This window comes from Zavarzinia marina, assembly GCF_021568905.1.
GTDB lineage: Bacteria > Pseudomonadota > Alphaproteobacteria > Zavarziniales > Zavarziniaceae > Zavarzinia > Zavarzinia marina.
On sequence record NZ_JAKGSB010000001.1, the window covers coordinates 587,597 to 605,562 of the forward strand.

The following is a 17,966-nucleotide window of genomic DNA, read 5'->3' on the forward strand; positions in this document are numbered from 1 at the left end:
CATGGAAATCGGACTCGGCCATTATCTGACCGTCGCCGCCATCCTCTTCGTGATCGGCGTCTTCGGCATCTTCCTGAACCGGAAGAACGTCATCATCATCCTGATGTCGGTCGAACTCATCCTGCTTGCGGTGAACATCAATCTGGTCGCCTTCTCCAGCTTCCTGGGGGATCTGGCCGGACAGGTCTTCGCCCTGCTGATCCTGACCGTCGCCGCCGGCGAGGCGGCGATCGGCCTCGCCATCCTCGTCATCTACATCCGCAACCGCGGCACCATCGCGGTTGAGGACATCAACCTCATGAAGGGCTGACGGCATGATCGCGGCCATCGTATTCCTGCCGCTGCTCGGGGCCGTCATCGCCGGCTTCTTCGGGCGGCTTCTCGGCGACCGGGGCGCCCAGATCGTCACCTCCAGCCTGCTGGTGGTGTCGGCCGTGCTGTCCTGGATCACCTTCTTCGGGGTCACCGGCCACGAGGGCGGCGCCTATAAGATCCATCTGATGACCTGGGTGCTCTCCGGCGCGCTCGAGGTCGACTGGGCGCTGCGGGTCGATACGCTGACGGCGGTCATGCTGGTGGTGGTCACCAGCGTCTCCTCGCTCGTCCATATCTATTCCGCCGGCTACATGTCGGAAGATCCGCATATTCCGCGCTTCCAGGCCTATCTGTCGCTGTTCACCTTCGCCATGCTGATGCTGGTGACGGCGGACAACTTCCTCCAGGTCTTCTTCGGCTGGGAGGGCGTGGGTCTCGCCTCCTATCTGCTGATCGGCTTCTGGTACAAGAAGCCCTCGGCCAATGCGGCGGCGATCAAGGCCTTCGTCGTGAACCGGGTCGGCGATTTCGGCTTCGCCCTCGGCATCTTCGCGATCTTCCTGGTGTTCGGCTCGCTCTCCTTCGACAGCGTCTTCGGCGCGGCGGGCGAACAGGCGGGCAAGAGCTTCGAATTCCTCGGCTACGACGTCGACATCCTGACCACCATCTGCCTGCTGCTCTTCGTCGGCTGCATGGGCAAGTCGGCACAGCTCGGCCTGCACACCTGGCTGCCGGACGCGATGGAAGGCCCGACCCCGGTCTCGGCCCTGATCCACGCCGCGACCATGGTGACCGCCGGCGTCTTCCTGGTGGCGCGCTGCTCGCCCTTGTTCGAATATGCCCCCGTCGCCCTCGAAGTGGTGACGGTGATCGGCGCCAGCACGGCCTTCTTCGCCGCGACGGTCGGTCTCGTCCAGAACGACATCAAGCGCGTGATCGCCTATTCGACCTGCTCGCAGCTCGGTTACATGTTCTTCGCGGCGGGTGTCGGCGCCTATGAGGCGGCGATCTTCCACCTCTTCACCCATGCCTTCTTCAAGGCCCTGCTGTTCCTCGGCGCCGGCTCGGTCATCCATGCGATGCACCACGAGCAGGACATGCGCAACATGGGCGGCACCTGGAAGTATATCAAGTTCACCTATGCCATGATGTGGATCGGCAATCTGGCCCTGGCCGGGGTGCCCTTCTTCGCGGGCTTCTATTCGAAGGACATGATCATCGAAGTCGCCTATTCGGCGCATTCGGGGGTGGGCAATTACGCCTTCACCCTGGGCGTGCTGGCGGCGGCGCTGACGGCCTTCTATTCCTGGCGCCTGCTGTTCATGACCTTCCACGGCGAGAAGCGCTGGGCCGGTCACGGTCACGACGATCATCACGCCCATGGCCACGACGATCACGGCCACGATCACGGCCACGGCCATACCCCGCACGAGAGCCCGCTGGTCATGACCATTCCGCTGGCGCTGCTGGCGGTGGGCGCGATCTTCTCCGGCTTCTTCTTCTACGACAGCTTCGTCGGCGAACACCGCGAAGCCTTCTGGGGCGGGGCGATCTTCGTCGGGGCCGCCAACGAGGTGATCGAGCACGCGCATCATGTGCCGGGCTGGGTGAAGCTGGCGCCGCTGGTCGCCACCGTGCTCGGCATCGCCATCGCCTTCTGGTTCTACATCCTGAAGCCGCGCCTGCCGGTCGCGCTCGCCAAGACCCACAAGGAACTCTATGCGTTCCTTCTGAACAAATGGTACTTCGACGAGCTGTACAACCTGATCTTCATCCGCGGTGCCTTCCTGATCGGCCGGCTGTTCTGGAAGGGCGGTGACGGCAGGATCATCGACGGCTTCGGCCCGAACGGGATCTCGGCCCGGGTGCTCGACGTCGCGCGGCGCGCGGTCAAGCTCCAGTCCGGCTATCTCTATCACTATGCCTTCGTCATGCTGATCGGCGTGGCGGCCCTGGTTTCCTGGTACATCTATCGAATGGGCGTGACGCCATGATCGCGGACCTGGCCATGGGGTGGCCCATCCTTTCGGTCACCACCTTCCTGCCGCTCGTCGGTGCTGTCCTGATCCTGCTGACGCGGGGTGAGGGCGAGGCGGTCGAGCAGAACATCCGTCGGATCGCCCTGATCACGACGGTGGTGACCTTCCTCGTCTCGCTTCTGATGTGGGCCGGCTTCGACAATGGAACGGCGGCGTTCCAGTTCGAGGAGAAGACGGCCTGGATCGGCGACACGATCACCTATCACATGGGTGTCGACGGGATCTCGGTCCTCTTCGTCATCCTGACCACCTTCCTGATGCCGCTGGCGATCCTCGCCTCCGAGGTGATCACCAAGCGGGTGAAGGAATACATGGTCGCCTTCCTGGTGCTCGAGACGCTGATGATCGGCGTCTTCTGCGCCCTGGATCTCGTGCTCTTCTACCTCTTCTTCGAGGCGGGCCTCATTCCGATGTTCCTGATCATCGGCATCTGGGGCGGGGCGCGGCGCATCTACGCGACCTTCAAGTTCTTCCTCTACACGCTGCTCGGCTCGCTCTTGATGCTGCTCGCGATCATCGCGATCTATCTGACCGCGGGCACGACCGATGTCGCCGTCCTGTTGAACTACAACTTCCCGGTCGACATGCAGTACTGGCTGTGGCTGGCCTTCTTCGCCTCCTTCGCGGTGAAGGTGCCGATGTGGCCGGTCCATACCTGGCTGCCGGATGCCCACGTGGAGGCGCCGACGGCGGGTTCGGTGATCCTGGCCGGCGTTCTCCTGAAGATGGGCGGCTACGGCTTCATCCGTTTCTCCCTGCCCATGTTCCCCGAGGCGTCGGTCTACTTCACGCCGATGATGTTCGCCCTCTCGGTCGTCGCGATCATCTACACCTCGCTGGTCGCCCTGGTGCAGGAGGACATGAAGAAGCTGATCGCCTATTCGTCGGTCGCGCACATGGGCTTCATCACCCTCGGCACCTTCTCCTTCACCGAGCAGGGCCTGCAGGGCGCGATCATCCAGATGATCAGCCACGGCATCGTCTCGGGCGCGCTGTTCCTCTGCGTCGGCGTCGTCTACGACCGGCTGCACACGCGCGAGATCGCGCGCTACGGCGGGCTCGTCAACCGGATGCCGGTCTATGCCTTCGTCTTCATGCTGTTCACCATGGCGACCGTGGGCCTGCCGGGCACGTCGGGCTTCGTCGGCGAATTCCTGATCATGGTCGGCACCTTCAAGGCCAGCACGCTGGCGACCTTCCTGGCCGCCACCGGCCTGATCCTCGGCGCCGCTTATTCGCTCTACCTCTACCGTCGGGTGGTGTTCGGCGAATTGGTCCATGCCGACCTTCAGGACATGGAAGACCTGAACTGGCGCGAGAAGCTGACCTTCATTCCGCTGATGGTCACGGCGCTCTGGATCGGCATCTATCCGACCTATTTCACGGCTGCGACCGATGCCTCGGTCCAGAATCTGATCACGCAAGCCCAGGCCAAGATGGCGGCGAACGCGGCGGCAGCGGCCGACGCGCCGGCGCCCGAGGGGGCTGAGCAAGGGGCGAGCCACTGATGACATCGTCGCTTTCAACGGATCTCGTGCTGATCCTGCCCGAAATCATCCTGGCCGCCGGGGCCATGGCGCTGCTGGTCCTCGGCGCCTTCCGGGGCGAGGGCAGCGCCGGCCTGGTGCGCTTCGGCGCCTTCGGCTTGCTGATCGCCGTGCTGATCCTGACCGCCTGCGCCGGGACCGGCGAGAAGGTGCTCGGCTTCAACGACATGCTGGTGGTCGACGGTTTCGGCAGCTTCATGAAGGTGCTGGTGCTGATCGGCGCCCTGGTCGCCATTCCGATGTCGGTCGACTTCTTCCGCCGCGCCGCGACCGACCGCTTCGAATATCCGGTGCTGATCCTGCTCGCGACCGTCGGCATGATGCTGATGATTTCGGCCAACGACCTGATCACGCTCTATGTCGGGCTGGAGCTGCAATCCCTGGCGCTCTACGTCCTCGCGGCCTTCCTCCGCGACGACGTGCGCTCGACCGAGGCGGGGCTGAAATACTTCGTTCTCGGCGCGCTGTCGTCGGGCATGCTGCTCTATGGCTGCTCGCTGATCTACGGCTTCTCGGGCACGACCAATTTCACCGACCTCGCGGCGGGCATCGCCTCGCTCGAAGGGCAGGGGGCCGGCATCGGCCTCGTCGTCGGCATCGTCTTCCTGGTGGCCGGCCTCGCCTTCAAGGTCTCGGCCGTGCCCTTCCACATGTGGACTCCGGACGTCTATGAAGGTTCGCCCACGCCGGTCACCGCCTTCTTCGCGGCGGCGCCCAAGGTGGCTGCCATGGCCCTGTTCCTGCGCGCCCTGACCGTGCCCTTCGGCGAGATCGCGGCCCAGTGGCAGCAGATCATCATCTTCGTCTCGATCGCGTCCATGCTCCTCGGCGCCTTCGCGGCGATCGGCCAGACCAACATGAAGCGCCTGCTGGCCTATTCCTCCATCGGCCATGTCGGCTATGCCCTGGTCGGCCTCGCCGCCGGCGGCGAGGAGGGGATCCGCGGCGTTCTCGTCTATATGGCGATCTATCTGGTCATGACGCTCGGCACCTTCGGCGTGCTGCTGGTCATGCGGAAGGACGGCAAGGCGGTCGAGACGATCCAGGATTTCGCCGGCCTCGGCCGGAGCCACCCCTGGCTCGCCTTCGTCATGGCCGCCTTCATGTTCTCGCTGGCGGGCATCCCGCCGCTGGCCGGCTTCTTCGCCAAGTTCTACGTCTTCATCTCGGCGATCGAGCAGGGGCTCTATGTCCTCTCGGTCATCGGCATGCTGGCCAGCGTGGTGTCGGCCTTCTACTACCTCCGCGTCGTCAAGATCATGTATTTCGACGCGCCGGAAGGGGCGCCGCTGGAACTGCCGTTCCCGCTGGCGTCGCGGGTGGTGGTCGGCGTCACCGGCTTCCTGACCGTGCTCTATTTCGTGGTGCCGGCACCCCTGGTCACCGCGGCCGGGGCGGCGGCGAAGACCCTGCTGCCCTGAGCGACGGCGGAGGTCGGGCGCCATGGCGGGAGACGGCGACAGCGGAACCGAACGGCCGGACATCGGCGGCTGGCGCATCCTTCAGTTCGACGAGATCGACTCGACGAACGAGGAAGCGCGGCGCCGGGCGGCGGCGGGCGATGCGGGCGAACTGGTCGTCGTCGCCGAGCGCCAGAACGCGGGCCGGGGCCGGCGCGGAAGGGCCTGGGTTTCCGAGGGCGGCAATCTCTTCTTCAGCGTCCTGCTGCGGCCGGTGGCCGGGCCCGCGCGGGCGGCGGAACTCGCCTTCGCCACCGGGCTCGCGCTTCATGACGCGCTGGCCGAGGCGACGGGGGCGGGCGACCGTTTCCGCCTGAAGTGGCCGAACGACATGCTGCTCGACAACGAGAAGATGTCGGGGATGCTGCTGGAATCGGCGACCGGGCGCGACGGCGCCCTGGAATTCCTGGTGATCGGTGTCGGCGTCAATCTGGCGTCCTATCCGCCCGACATGCCCTATCCCGCGACCTCGGTCACGGCGGCGCTGGGCACGGCGCCCACGCCCATGGATCTGCTCGCCCTGTTTCTGCCGCGCCTGTCCCATTGGATCGGCCTCTGGGAGCGTGACGGTTTCGAGGCGCTCCGCGAATCCTGGCTGGCCCGCGCCGCCGGTCTGGGCGACCGGGTGACGGTCCGCCTCGCCCATGAGACATTGGTCGGCGTCTTCGCCGGCCTTCGGCCCGACGGGGCCCTGGATCTTCTTCTGGATGGCGGGACCTCCCGCGCGATCACGGCCGGGGACATCTTCCTGCCCGGCGTGGATGGAGCTGCTCTTTGAACAGGCGTAACGGCGGCGGCGATCAGCCCCGCCCCTTCGATCGTCGGCCCCGGGCCGACGAACTGCTTTTCGTTCCCCTGGGCGGTTCCGGGGAAATCGGCATGAATCTGAACCTCTATGGTCATGCCGGCAAATGGCTGATGATCGACCTGGGCGTCACCTTCGGCGACGAGCGCCTGCCGGGTATCGATCTGGTCATGCCCGATCCGACCTTCATCGAGGACCGGCGCGAGGATCTGGTCGGCCTCGTCCTGACCCATGCCCATGAAGATCATATCGGCGCCGTGCCCTATCTCTGGGACCGGCTGCAATGCCCGATCTATGCCACCCCCTTCACCGCCGCCCTGGTGCGCCGCAAGCTGAAGGAAGTGGGGCTGGAGCGCGAGGCCAAGCTGCATATCCTGCCGATGAACGGCAAGGTCGAACTCGGCCCCTTCGGCTGCGAACTGGTCACCCTGACCCATTCGATCCCGGAGCCGAATGCGGTCGCGGTCACGACCGCGCTCGGCACCGTGCTTCATACCGGCGACTGGAAACTCGACCCCGAACCCCTGATCGGCGACACGGCCGATGCCAGGCGGCTCGAGGAACTCGGCACCTCCGGCGTGCTGGCGATGATCTGCGATTCGACCAATGTCTTCTCGCCCGGCACCTCGGGGTCCGAGGCGGCGGTGCGCGAAAGCCTGATCGAGATGATCCGCCCGCTGACCGGAAGGGTCTCGGTCACCACCTTCGCCTCCAATGTCGCGCGCATCGCCTCGATCGCGGTCGCGGCGGCGGCGGCCGATCGCCATCTCGTCCTGGTCGGGCGCTCCATGCACCGCGTGGTCGAGGCGGCGAAGGAGACCGGCTATCTGACCGACCTGCCGCCGGTTCTCGACGAGGACGAGGCGGGCTACCTGCCGAAGGACAAGGTGCTATACCTCTGCACCGGCAGCCAGGGGGAGCCGCGCGGCGCCATGGCCCGGATCGCCAGGGGCGAGCACCGGCACATCGCGCTCGGCAAGGGCGACACGGCGATCTTTTCCTCGAAGATCATCCCGGGCAACGAGATCGCGCTGGGCGAGGTGCATAATCTGCTGGCCGTCTCGGGCGTCGAGGTGATCACCGAGAAGGGCAATTTCATCCATGTCTCGGGCCACCCGAACCGCGACGAACTGGCGGAAATGTATGGCTGGGTCCGGCCGAACATCGCCGTTCCGGTTCACGGCGAGGCGCGGCATCTGGTCGAGCACGCGGCCTTCGCCCGCAGCCTTCAGGTCCGCCATGCGCCGGTGATCAAGAACGGCGACGTGCTGCGTCTCGCCCCCGGGGAGCCGGACATCATCGGTGAAGTGGAATCCGGCCGTCTCGCCCTCGACGGCGAGGTTCTGGTACCGGTCGACGATCCCGCGATCACGGCCCGGCGCAAGATCGCCTTCGCCGGCCATCTGGTGGTCACCCTGGTTCTCGACGGGCGCGGGCGCCTGGCGGCCGATCCCGACGTCGTCGTCGCCGGCCTCGCGGAGGACGACGAGACCGATCTCGCCGAGGAAATCGCCGACGCGGTCGCGACGGCCCTGCCGCGCGGCAAGACGGGCGATGCCGATACCCTGGCGGAAGCGGCGCGCATGGCGGCGCGGCGCGCGGCCAACCGCCTGACCGGGCGAAAGCCCGTGACCGACGTCCAGGTGATCCGGCTTCGGGGTTGAGGTGCGAGGACGAGGGGCCTAACGTCCGCCGCAGTGAGAGTGCCGGCATCGTTTCGACCGGCAGAGGAATTTGCCCATGACCTTCATCGGCGGTCTCGTCTTCTTCTCGATCACCTGGTGGCTGGTGTTCTTCGCGGTCCTGCCCTGGGGTGTGCGCAGTCACGAGGAAGAGGGCGTGAAGACCGAGGCGGGGGTGCCCGCCGGCATCCCGCATAACCCGCCCATGCTGCGCAAGGTGCTGATCACCACCGGGATCACGCTGCTGCTGCTCGGCGTCTTCTATCTGGTGGTCGAATATGATCCCTTCGGCTATCGGGACTTCATGAACTCCTATTGATCGGCGCGGCCGGCTGCCCGGCCGTTTCGGTGTCGTCGATCAACGTGGAGGGCGGGTCTTCCGCCTTTGCCGTCCCATTCATGTGACACGGCGCCTCCGCGCCGGCCATGGGCCGACGGAGGGCATTCATCCCAATGGCGATGGTGCCGCAGGACGCGGCGGGGGAGGAAAAGTCCGGAAAAGAAGAGGTCTAGAAATGGCACAAGGCCCACGAGGGGCCTTGCTGAAACGCCGCACTTATGCTCTTTCGGTTGGTCGTTATTCCCGACCTTTGATGCCGAAGGCGCTTCCTCCCTAAACTTGGGTGGACCTACCGGCCCCCTCTTTGGTGTCGGATACGATAATCAGGTTCAGCATGGGAGTCACGCATTTTCGGCATGGATGCTTCGAAAACATGCATCCTGCTCTTAAATGAGGCTTTAACGCTCATCCCTTCCGGGGGGAAGGCGCAGATTTTGGGCACGGCGTCTCATCCAAACGGATGACGAGGCGATTCGTCGCGGGGGGCGCGCCGCGGGTTGGCACGGCGCTGAATCAATGGGCAGGGCGATTGCGTGGCGGCCGGGATTTCCCTACCTTCGCCCCCCAGATCAACGAGATGTCCGACATGCGCCTCAGCCGTTATTTCCTGCCCACCCTCCGCGAAAATCCCGCCGAAGCCCAGATCGTCTCCCACCGCCTGATGCTGCGGGCCGGGCTGATCCGCCAGTCGGCCGCCGGCATCTATTCGTGGCTGCCGCTGGGGCTTCGCGTCCTGAAGAACATCGAGCGCATCGTGCGCGAGGAACAGGACCGTTCCGGCGCCGTCGAACTGCTGATGCCGACCATCCAGTCGGCCGACCTGTGGCGCGAATCCGGGCGTTACGACGCCTACGGGAAGGAGATGCTGCGCATCACGGACCGGCACGAGCGCGAAATGCTGTTCGGCCCGACCAACGAGGAACTGATCACCGCGATCGTGCGCGACAGCATCAAGTCCTATCGCGACCTGCCGCTGAACCTCTATCACATCCAGTGGAAGTTCCGGGACGAGGTGCGTCCCCGCTTCGGCGTCATGCGCGGGCGCGAATTCCTGATGAAGGACGCCTATTCCTTCGACATCGACAAGGAGGCCGCGCGCCGCGCCTACGAGAAGATGTTCGTCGCCTATCTGCGCACCTATGCCCGCCTCGGCCTGAAGGCGATTCCCATGGCCGCCGACACCGGCCCCATCGGCGGCGACATGAGCCATGAATTCATCATCCTGGCCGACACCGGCGAAAGCGCCGTGTTCTGCCATGGCGATCTGGTCGACTACGACATCCTGGGCACCGAGGTGGATTTCGACGGCGACCTGTCGCCCATCATCAAGCGCTGGACCGGGCTCTATGCCGCGACCGACGAGAAGCACGACGAAGCCCGCTTCGAGGCCGAGGTGCCGGCGAACAAGCGCATCGCGGCGCGCGGCATCGAGGTCGGCCACATCTTCTATTTCGGCACGAAGTATTCGAAGCCCATGGGCGCCGTCGTGGCCGGCCCGAACGGGGAGAGCATCGAGCTGGAGATGGGTTCCTACGGCATCGGCGTGTCGCGCCTGATGGGCGCCATCATCGAAGCCAGCCACGACGACAACGGCATCATCTGGCCGGACAGCGTGGCGCCCTTCAAGGTCGCGCTGATCAACCTGAAGTCCGGCGATGCCACGGTCGACGGCGCCTGCGACAAGCTCTATGCCGCGCTCGAGGCCGCCGGCGTCGACGTCCTCTATGACGACACGGGCGAGCGGGCCGGCTCGAAATTCGCCACCGCCGATCTGATCGGCCTGCCGTGGCAGCTTCACGTCGGGCCGCGCGGCCTTGCCAACGGCGTGGTCGAGGTGAAGAGCCGCAAGACCGGGGAACGCCGCGAAATCGCCATAGACGATGTCGTAGATGTGCTGGTGAAGGCCTGAGGCGATAGAGCCCGACCGGGAGTTAGCGATGTTCCGACGTTTCGAATGGGTGCTGGCCGGGCGCTATCTGCGTGCCCGGCGCCAGGAAGGCTTCATCTCGATCATCGCCTGGTTCTCCCTGCTCGGCATCGGTCTCGGGGTCGCGACCCTGATCATCGTCATGGCGGTGATGAACGGTTTCCGCGCCGAGCTCATGGGCCGCATCCTCGGCATCAACGGCCATGTCATCGTCCAGGCCCAGGTCGGCCCCGTGCTCGACTACGACGATCTGGCGAAGCGCTTCGAGGGCCTGCCCGAAGTGGTCTCCGCCATGCCCATGGTCGAGGCCCAGGTCATGGTCTCGGCCCGGGGGCAGGCCGGCGGCGGCCTCGTGCGCGGCCTCTCTCAAGCCGATCTGGCACGCTTGCCGCTGGTCTCCGACAATATCGTCGCCGGCTCGATCGATGCGTTCGAGGGCGACGACGTGGTCATGCTCGGCGATCGCATGGCCGACCGCATGGGGCTTTCCGTCGGCGACCGGGTGACCATCGTCTCGCCCAACGGCACCACCACGGTCGCCGGCACGACGCCGCGCATGAAGGCCTATCGCATCGTCGGCCTGTTCAGCATGGGCATGGCGGAATACGACAACACCTTCATCTTCATGCCGGTCGATCCGGCGCGCGCCTTCTTCCGCACGGGGCCCGGGGTCTCGGCGATCGAGGTGATGCTGACCGATCCCGACGCTTCCGCCGCGGTCGCCGAGAAGCTGAGGGCGATGGGCGGCGGCACACCGCTGCGCGCCATGACCTGGCAGGTGATGAACGCCACCTTCTTCGGCGCGCTGGCGGTCGAGCGCAACGTGATGTTCCTGATCCTGACCCTGATCATCGTCGTCGCCGCCTTCAACATCATCTCGTCCCTGATCATGCTGGTGAAGGACAAGGGCAGGGGCATCGCCATCCTGCGCACCATGGGCGCCTCGCGCGCCTCGATCATGCGGGTGTTCCTGATCTGCGGCGCCTCGATCGGCGTCATCGGCACGCTCGGCGGTTTCGTCCTGGGCGTCGTCTTCTGCGACAATATCGAGGCGATCCGCCAGTTCCTGCAGAGCCTGACCGGTGCCCGCCTGTTCCCGGACGAGATCTATTTCCTGTCGCGCATCCCGGCCAAGATGGAAGTGGACGAGGTGGTGACCGTGGTCCTGATGGGTCTCGCCCTGTCGTTCCTCGCCACGCTCTATCCCTCGTGGCGGGCGGCGAGACTCGATCCGGTGGAGGCACTGCGCAATGAGTGAGGTCTCCCTTCGCCTCGACGGTGTGACCCGGACCTTCGCCCAGGGCGCCGAACGGCTCGACGTGCTGCGCGGCGCCGACCTCGATCTGCACCGGGGCGAGGTGGTCGCCCTGGTCGGCCCGTCCGGCGCCGGCAAGTCGACGCTTCTGCACATCGCCGGCCTTCTCGAAAAGCCGAGCGGCGGCAAGGTCGTGGTCGGCGGCACGGTGGCGGGCGATCTCCCGGACCGGGAACGGACGCGGTTGCGCCTCCAGCATCTCGGCTTCGTCTATCAGTTCCACCACCTGCTGCCCGAATTCTCCGCGCTCGAGAATGTGATGATGCCGCAGCTCATCGCCGGCGCGGCCAAGGCGAAGGCCCGGGACCGTGCCCTGGACCTTCTCGACCGGGTCGGGCTGTCGGCGCGGGCAGGCCACCGGCCGGCCAAGCTCTCCGGTGGCGAGCAGCAGCGCGTTGCCATCGTCCGGGCGTTGGCCAACGGCCCGAAGGTGCTGCTGGCGGACGAGCCGACCGGCAATCTCGACGAGCGGACGGCGGACCACGTCTTCGGCGAACTCCTGCATCTGGTGAAGGAGCAGGGGCTCTCCGCCCTGATCGCCACTCACAACCCCGCGCTCGCCGCCCGCATGACCCGCATCGTCACCCTGCACGACGGCAAGCTGATTTCGGCCTGATAGGCCCTTCCGTCGCTTTGCCCCTCACCCCAACCCTCTCCCCGCAAGCGGGGCGAGGGAGCCCGTCACGCGCGATATCCACTCCCTCGCCCCTTTGGGGAGAGGGTTGGGGTGAGGGGTGAAACACCGCCGTTTCAATGCATGTGCATCGTCGCTGTGAGGACGATTTCGCGTAAGCTGGGGGTTCAGGAGAATCGCCCATGCCCCACGCCGAATTCGTGCATCTGCGCGTCCACACTGCCTATTCGCTGTCCGAGGGCGCGATCCCGGTCAAGAAGCTGGTGGGGCTGGTGGCGAAGGCGCGGATGCCGGCGGTGGCGGTGACCGACAGCAACAATCTGTTTGGTGCCCTGGAATTCTCCGACACCGCCGTGAAAAGCGGCATCCAGCCGATCATGGGCGTGCAGCTTTCGATTGCCCCGCCGGGCGCGGCCGAGCGCGGCAGCGGGCGCCGGCCGGACCCCGATACGATCGTCCTTCTGGCGCAGAACGCGGAAGGCCTCGCCAATCTCCTGCGGCTGTCGTCGGCGGCCTATGTCGAGCCGGAACCGGGCCGCCCGCCGGAAGTGACGCTGGCGCGCCTCGGCGAATGCAGCACGGGCCTGATCTGCCTCACCGGCGGCGCCACGGGGCCCGTCGGCCGGCTTCTCCTGGAAGGCCAGAAGGATGCCGCCCGCGCGTTGATCCGCGATTTCGAGGGGATGTTCCCCGGCCGCCTCTACATCGAGATCCAGCGCCACGGCATGGAGGAGGAAGAGGCGACGGAGGCGGGCCTGATCGAGCTCGCCTATGACCGCGAATTGCCCCTGGTCGCCACCAACGACTGCTATTTCGCCGACGAGGCGACCTATGCCGCCCATGACGCGCTGCTGTGCATCGCCGAGGGCTCGACCGTCGGCAATACGGAGCGCCGGCACCTGACGCCGGGCCATCGCTTCCGCTCGGCGGAGGAGATGCGCGAGCTGTTCATCGATCTGCCGGAGGCTGTGGACAACACCCTGGTGATCGCCAGGCGCTGCGCGATCCGGGCGAAGACGCGCGGCCCCCTGTTGCCGCCTTTTCCCTGTGGGGACGGCCACGACGAGGTCAGCGAATTGCGCCGCATGGCCCGCGAAGGCCTGGACATGCGCCTGGAGCGCCATGTCTTCACGCCCGAAATGGATTCGGCAAAACGTGAGGAAATAGCCGTACCCTATTGGGAACGCTTGGAATTCGAGCTTGGAATCATCATCAAGATGAAATTCCCGGGCTATTTCCTGATCGTGTCCGACTTCATCCAATGGGCGAAGCGCCACGGCATCCCCGTGGGGCCGGGGCGCGGTTCGGGCGCGGGTTCCCTGGTCGCCTGGGCCTTGCAGATCACCGATGTGGATCCCTTGCGCTTCGGCCTGCTGTTCGAACGCTTTCTCAATCCCGAACGCGTATCGATGCCCGACTTCGACATCGACTTCTGCCAGGACAAGCGCGACCGCGTGATCCGCTATGTGGTCGAGAAATACGGGACGGAGAAGGTCGCCCAGATCATCACCTTCGGTAAGCTCCAGGCCCGTGCCGTGATGCGCGACGTCGGCCGCGTCCTCGAAATGCCCCTCGGGCAGGTCGACAAGCTGGCCAAGATGGTGCCGAACAACCCTGCCAATCCAGTCACCCTCGAACAGGCGATCGAGATGGAGCCGCGGCTCCAGCAGGCGCGCGACGAGGATGAGACGGTGAAGCGCCTGATCGACATCGCGCTCAAGCTGGAAGGTCTCTATCGCCACGCCTCGACCCATGCCGCGGGCGTCGTCATCGGCGACCGGCCGCTGGTCGATCTGGTGCCGCTCTATCGCGATCCGCGCTCCGACATGCTGGTCACCCAATACAACATGAAGTGGGTGGAGCCGGCCGGTCTGGTCAAATTCGACTTCCTGGGCCTGAAGACCCTGACCGTGCTCGACCTCGCGGTCTCCCTGATCCGCGACCGGGGCATCGAGATCGATCTGGCGGCACTGCCCCTCGACGACAAGAAGAGTTACGAGATCCTGGCGAAGGGCGACACGGTCGGCGTGTTCCAGCTCGAATCCTCGGGCATGCGCGACGCTCTGAAGAAACTGAAGCCCGACTGTTTCGAGGACATCGTGGCCATGGTGGCGCTCTATCGCCCGGGCCCCATGGACAACATCCCGAAATATATCGCCTGCAAGCATGGCGATGAGCAGCCGGACTATCTGCACGAGAAGCTGGAAGGCGTCCTGAAGGAGACCTACGGCGTCATCATCTATCAGGAACAGGTGATGCAGATCGCCCAGATCCTGGCCGGTTACAGCCTGGGCGAGGCGGATCTGCTGCGCCGGGCCATGGGCAAGAAGATCAAGGAGGAGATGGACAAGCAGCGCGTCCGCTTCAATTCGGGTGCCGCCGAGCGCGGCGTCGATCCCCGGAAATCCGACGAGATTTTCGATCTGGTGAACAAATTCGCCGGCTATGGCTTCAACAAGAGCCACGCCGTCGCCTATGCCCTGGTCGCCTATCACACGGCCTATCTGAAGGCGAACTATCCGGTCGAATTCATGGCGGCGATCATGACCCTCGACATGGCGAACACGGACAAGCTGAACGTCTTCCGCCAGGAATTGTCGCGCATGAAGATCCCGCTGCTCCAGCCCGACATCAACAGGTCGGAGGCGGATTTCGCGGTGGAGCGGCTGGACGACGAGAGCTATGCCATCCGCTATGCGCTCGCCGCGATCAAGATCATCGGCCATGACGCGATCGAGAAGGTGCTGGCTGAGCGAAAACACGCCGGTCCCTTCAAGTCCATGGGCGATTTCGCCAATCGCCTGGATCCCAAATGGCTGAACCGCCGCCAGATCGAGAATCTGGCCAAGGGCGGTGCCTTCGACAGCCTGGAGAAGAGCCGGGCGCGGGTGGTGCAGGGTGCCGAACATATCGTCCGCTTCGCCGACGTCGCGACGCGGGAGCGCGAAGCCCAACAGGAGAATCTGTTCGGTGGCGGCGGCAGCGCGTCGGGCGACGTGCTGAACCTGCCCCAGGTCGCGGCCTGGACCGCCATGGACCAGTCGGCCAATGAATTCGACGCGCTCGGCTTCTATCTCTCGGCCCATCCGATGGACGGCTACGGCCGTTCCCTCGACCGCCTAGGGGTGACGCGCCTCGGCCAGGTGGAACGGCGCATCGCCGGCGGCCAGACCCGCCTTCGCATCGCCGGCATCGTCCTGTCGCGCCAGGAGAAGGTGGCGAAGAGCGGCAATCGTTTCGCCTTCGTCAAGCTGACGGATCAGAGCGGCGTCGTCGAACTGACCGTCTTCTCGGAAGTCCTGGTGATGTCGCGCGAACTGCTGGAGCCGGGCAAGGCGGTGCTGGTGGAGGTCGATGGCCGGATCGACGGCGACATGGTGCGCATGACGACCCAGACCATCCAGTCTCTCGACGCCGTGGTCGCCAACAGCGCCGCCGGCATCCGCCTCTATGTCGCCGATACCGGCGCCTTCGACGGCATGAAGGGCATCCTGGGCAAAGTGCCGAAGGGCAAGGGCCGCATTGCCGTCGTCCTCGGCTTTCCGGAAGAGGATCGGGAGCTCGAATTCGAACTGCCCGAGCGCTTCGCCGTCAGCCCGGCGGTGGTGGAACATTTCCGGAGCGTGCCCGGCGTCGAGCGGGTCGTGGAGCTATAGGCGCGGACGATGGCGCTGACTTCGACACAGATCGGCGCCATCGGCGAAAACCTGCTGGCGAGCACGGTGATGATCGCGAGCGGCGGGCGCCTGTCGCCGTTCAGGTCCGTCGCCGACGACGACGGGATCGATCTCCTCTTCTTCGACAAGGAGACGGGCGGCGCCGTCGCGATCCAATTGAAGTGCCGGAGTGGGGCAGCACAGGGCAACACGGTCTATTTCGAGGTGCGCAAGGCGACGTTCCAGGCGGTTCGCCCGGCCTATCTCGTCGCCGGGCTGCTGAAGGCGGACTTGACGGGCTTCGAGGCGACCTGGCTGTTACCCATGGCACGCTTGCCCGAGCTTGCCACCGGCAATACGCGCAAATGGGTGATGCAGCCGAGCAAGGCGGCAGACACGAGGGATCGCTTTCTGCCGTTTCGCAGCATGACCGACGAGGCGTTGGCGGCGCGCATCGCGGCGGCCTGCCATCGATCCTGACGGCGCAGCCGTCTTGCATGGGCCGATGCCTTGTGCGTTCCATTTCCGGGACATGGAAAGGACCCCGGCATGGATTTCGACCATTGGATCGCCTTCGTCGCGGCCTCGACCGTTCTGCTCTTCATTCCGGGGCCGACGGTGCTCCTGGTGCTCGGCTATGCCCTTGCCCAGGGGCGGCGGGTCGCGGTGGCGACGGTTGCGGGCGTGGCTCTCGGCGATCTCGTCGCCATGTCCGCCTCTCTCGCCGGACTCGGCACCCTTGTGCTGGCCTCGGCCGAACTCTTCACCCTGCTGAAGTGGCTAGGCGCCGCCTATCTGGTCTGGCTCGGCATCAAACTGTTCCGCAGCCCATTGCCGGACGTGGAGGCGGCCGGTGAGGGCGAGGTGACGGCGCGGGGCGTCTTCGGCCATGCCGCCGTGGTGACCGCGCTCAATCCGAAGTCGATCGTCTTCTTCATCGCCTTCGTGCCCCAATTCGTCGACCCGGCGGCCGCGCTGGGGCCGCAGTTCGTGATCATGACGGCGACCTTCGTCGGCCTCGCCGCTGGCAATGCACTCGTCTACGCCCTGCTGGCCGACCAGATGCGCCACCGCTTGCTGAACCCCGCAGCCAGGCGCTGGATGCCGCGCCTCGGCGGCGGCGCCCTGATCGCCATGGGCGTCGCGACGGCGGCCTTCCGGCGTGGCGATTGAGCGGCTAGTCGCTACCGGCGCCTTCGCCGATCAGCGCCGGTTCGGCGATGGCATGGCCGGCCGCGGCGTCGACCGCCTGAACCGGCCGGGGGATGGCGGTGCCGAAGTCCGGCGGGGAGGTGACGACGCGTTCCGCCGGGTTGCGGTCGAGGAGGAGGCGCATGACGTCGGGGCGGGAATAATGCCCGACCGGATCCGCCATCGACTTGGCGAGTGCGATCGAGCCGAGGTCGATGTCGGCGTAGATCAGGCCTTCCTGGTCGTGGGGCAGGGGATCGGCCAGCGGCCGGCCGTCGGGCCCGTAGATCTGGGCATAGCCGCCGCCTTCACCCAGCATCGCGCGCTTGTCTGGCGTGTCGCACAGGATGTCGAGCATTTCGGGCGAGACGATGCCATAGGCGGCAAGGGTGTAGCATTGACCCTCGGCGGAATACATCTTGGAGGCGGCCGAATTGAACTCCGGCCCGAAGGCATGGACCATGCCGCCGTAGACGTTGAAGCTGGGCCAGGCGGCGATGTGTATCTGCTCGTGCATCGCGTACATGGCGTATTTTGTCAGGGGCTGAAGGTGCTCCCAGCAGCACAGCATGCCGACACGGCCGAGATCGGTGTCGCTGACCACCAGGTCCGAACCATCGCCGTCGCCGAAGACGGCGCGCTCCACATGGGTCGGTTTCAGCTTGCGGCGCCGGGCCAGCATGTGGCCGCGGTCGTCGATATGCCATTGCGCCATATAGAGGCTGCCGCCGTCCCGCTCGGCATGGCCCATGATCACATGGATGCGGTTGCGCCGCGCCGCTTCGCACAGGCGCCGTTCCTCGGCCCCGTCGCGGGAAAGCGCATTCTCGAAATAGCGCTGGACGAATTGCAGCCAATAGGCGGGCGCGCCCAGCCAGATATGGAATGGATAGCCGGGGATCCAGGTCTCGGGAAAGGCGATCAGGGAGGCACCGGCCGCCGCCGCGTCCTCGATCAGGGTGATCGCCTTGCGGAGGCCCGCCTCGCGGTCGAGGAAGGCGGGGGCGGCCTGAACCACCGCCACCTTGTAGGTCGTCGCGCTCATCGTTCCCTCC

Annotated in this window: 14 protein-coding genes; 13 read left to right on the forward strand and 1 reads right to left on the reverse strand. The window is 65.8% G+C overall.

The genetic code is table 11. From position 1 onward, the window contains the following. Position 1: 1 nt before the first annotated feature. The 13 genes from nuoK (at position 2) to L2U69_RS02880 (ending at position 16,893) form a co-directional block, all read left to right on the forward strand. A complete protein-coding gene (gene nuoK, locus L2U69_RS02820; RefSeq protein ID WP_268967205.1) occupies positions 2-310 on the forward strand; it encodes an NADH-quinone oxidoreductase subunit NuoK in 309 nt (102 codons plus the stop codon). 4 nt (positions 311-314) lie between these two features. After that, complete coding sequence (gene nuoL / locus L2U69_RS02825) at positions 315-2,309, forward strand: NADH-quinone oxidoreductase subunit L (protein ID WP_236104824.1); 1,995 nt, start codon at positions 315-317, stop codon at positions 2,307-2,309. Further along, positions 2,306-3,862, forward strand: a complete 1,557-nt coding sequence (locus tag L2U69_RS02830) for an NADH-quinone oxidoreductase subunit M (protein WP_236104825.1) — start codon at positions 2,306-2,308, stop codon at positions 3,860-3,862. The genes nuoL and L2U69_RS02830 overlap by 4 nt, the downstream gene beginning before the upstream one ends. Beyond that, positions 3,862-5,322 carry an NADH-quinone oxidoreductase subunit NuoN gene (nuoN, locus tag L2U69_RS02835; protein ID WP_236104826.1) on the forward strand — a complete coding sequence of 487 codons (1,461 nt, stop codon included), beginning with the start codon at positions 3,862-3,864 and terminating at the stop codon, positions 5,320-5,322. The genes L2U69_RS02830 and nuoN overlap by 1 nt, the downstream gene beginning before the upstream one ends. 22 nt (positions 5,323-5,344) lie before the next feature. Next, positions 5,345-6,139, forward strand: a complete 795-nt coding sequence (locus L2U69_RS02840; RefSeq protein ID WP_236104827.1) for a biotin--[acetyl-CoA-carboxylase] ligase — start codon at positions 5,345-5,347, stop codon at positions 6,137-6,139. A 101-nt stretch (positions 6,140-6,240) separates the two neighbouring features. Next, positions 6,241-7,830: a ribonuclease J gene (locus tag L2U69_RS02845; RefSeq protein WP_236104828.1), complete on the forward strand. Its 1,590-nt coding sequence runs from the start codon at positions 6,241-6,243 to the stop codon at positions 7,828-7,830. Positions 7,831-7,906: 76 nt separating this feature from the next. Further along, positions 7,907-8,167, forward strand: a complete 261-nt coding sequence (locus tag L2U69_RS02850; RefSeq protein WP_236104829.1) for a DUF1467 family protein — start codon at positions 7,907-7,909, stop codon at positions 8,165-8,167. 607 nt (positions 8,168-8,774) lie between these two features. Then, positions 8,775-10,097 carry a proline--tRNA ligase gene (proS, locus tag L2U69_RS02855; RefSeq protein ID WP_236104830.1) on the forward strand — a complete coding sequence of 441 codons (1,323 nt, stop codon included), beginning with the start codon at positions 8,775-8,777 and terminating at the stop codon, positions 10,095-10,097. 28 nt (positions 10,098-10,125) lie between these two features. After that, positions 10,126-11,373: a lipoprotein-releasing ABC transporter permease subunit gene (locus tag L2U69_RS02860; protein ID WP_236104831.1), complete on the forward strand. Its 1,248-nt coding sequence runs from the start codon at positions 10,126-10,128 to the stop codon at positions 11,371-11,373. Beyond that, on the forward strand, positions 11,366-12,046 hold the full coding sequence (locus tag L2U69_RS02865) for an ABC transporter ATP-binding protein (RefSeq protein WP_236104832.1): 681 nt from the start codon (positions 11,366-11,368) through the stop codon (positions 12,044-12,046). Before L2U69_RS02860 ends, L2U69_RS02865 begins: the two co-directional genes overlap by 8 nt. A 200-nt stretch (positions 12,047-12,246) precedes the next feature. Beyond that, a complete protein-coding gene (gene dnaE / locus L2U69_RS02870; protein ID WP_236104833.1) occupies positions 12,247-15,720 on the forward strand; it encodes a DNA polymerase III subunit alpha in 3,474 nt (1,157 codons plus the stop codon). 9 nt (positions 15,721-15,729) lie between these two features. Further along, the gene (locus L2U69_RS02875) at positions 15,730-16,200 is read left to right on the forward strand and encodes a hypothetical protein (protein ID WP_236104834.1); all 471 of its coding nucleotides are present in this window, start codon (positions 15,730-15,732) and stop codon (positions 16,198-16,200) included. Between the two features lie 69 nt (positions 16,201-16,269). Further along, on the forward strand, positions 16,270-16,893 hold the full coding sequence (locus L2U69_RS02880) for a LysE family translocator (protein WP_236104835.1): 624 nt from the start codon (positions 16,270-16,272) through the stop codon (positions 16,891-16,893). Between the two features lie 4 nt (positions 16,894-16,897). Here L2U69_RS02880 and L2U69_RS02885 read toward each other — a convergent pair whose 3' ends face one another. Next, positions 16,898-17,956 carry a carbon-nitrogen hydrolase family protein gene (locus tag L2U69_RS02885; protein WP_236104836.1) on the reverse strand — a complete coding sequence of 353 codons (1,059 nt, stop codon included), beginning with the start codon at positions 17,954-17,956 and terminating at the stop codon, positions 16,898-16,900. Between the last annotated feature and the right edge of the window lie 10 nt (positions 17,957-17,966).

Coding starts and splice junctions, on each gene's coding strand:
- nuoK (WP_268967205.1), top strand. CDS start 2: ATGGAAATCGGACTCGGCCATTATCTGACCGTCGCCGCCATCCTCTTC.
- nuoL (WP_236104824.1), top strand. CDS start 315: ATGATCGCGGCCATCGTATTCCTGCCGCTGCTCGGGGCCGTCATCGCC.
- L2U69_RS02830 (WP_236104825.1), top strand. CDS start 2,306: ATGATCGCGGACCTGGCCATGGGGTGGCCCATCCTTTCGGTCACCACC.
- nuoN (WP_236104826.1), top strand. CDS start 3,862: ATGACATCGTCGCTTTCAACGGATCTCGTGCTGATCCTGCCCGAAATC.
- L2U69_RS02840 (WP_236104827.1), top strand. CDS start 5,345: ATGGCGGGAGACGGCGACAGCGGAACCGAACGGCCGGACATCGGCGGC.
- L2U69_RS02845 (WP_236104828.1), top strand. CDS start 6,241: ATGAATCTGAACCTCTATGGTCATGCCGGCAAATGGCTGATGATCGAC.
- L2U69_RS02850 (WP_236104829.1), top strand. CDS start 7,907: ATGACCTTCATCGGCGGTCTCGTCTTCTTCTCGATCACCTGGTGGCTG.
- proS (WP_236104830.1), top strand. CDS start 8,775: ATGCGCCTCAGCCGTTATTTCCTGCCCACCCTCCGCGAAAATCCCGCC.
- L2U69_RS02860 (WP_236104831.1), top strand. CDS start 10,126: ATGTTCCGACGTTTCGAATGGGTGCTGGCCGGGCGCTATCTGCGTGCC.
- L2U69_RS02865 (WP_236104832.1), top strand. CDS start 11,366: ATGAGTGAGGTCTCCCTTCGCCTCGACGGTGTGACCCGGACCTTCGCC.
- dnaE (WP_236104833.1), top strand. CDS start 12,247: ATGCCCCACGCCGAATTCGTGCATCTGCGCGTCCACACTGCCTATTCG.
- L2U69_RS02875 (WP_236104834.1), top strand. CDS start 15,730: ATGGCGCTGACTTCGACACAGATCGGCGCCATCGGCGAAAACCTGCTG.
- L2U69_RS02880 (WP_236104835.1), top strand. CDS start 16,270: ATGGATTTCGACCATTGGATCGCCTTCGTCGCGGCCTCGACCGTTCTG.
- L2U69_RS02885 (WP_236104836.1), bottom strand. CDS start 17,956: ATGAGCGCGACGACCTACAAGGTGGCGGTGGTTCAGGCCGCCCCCGCC.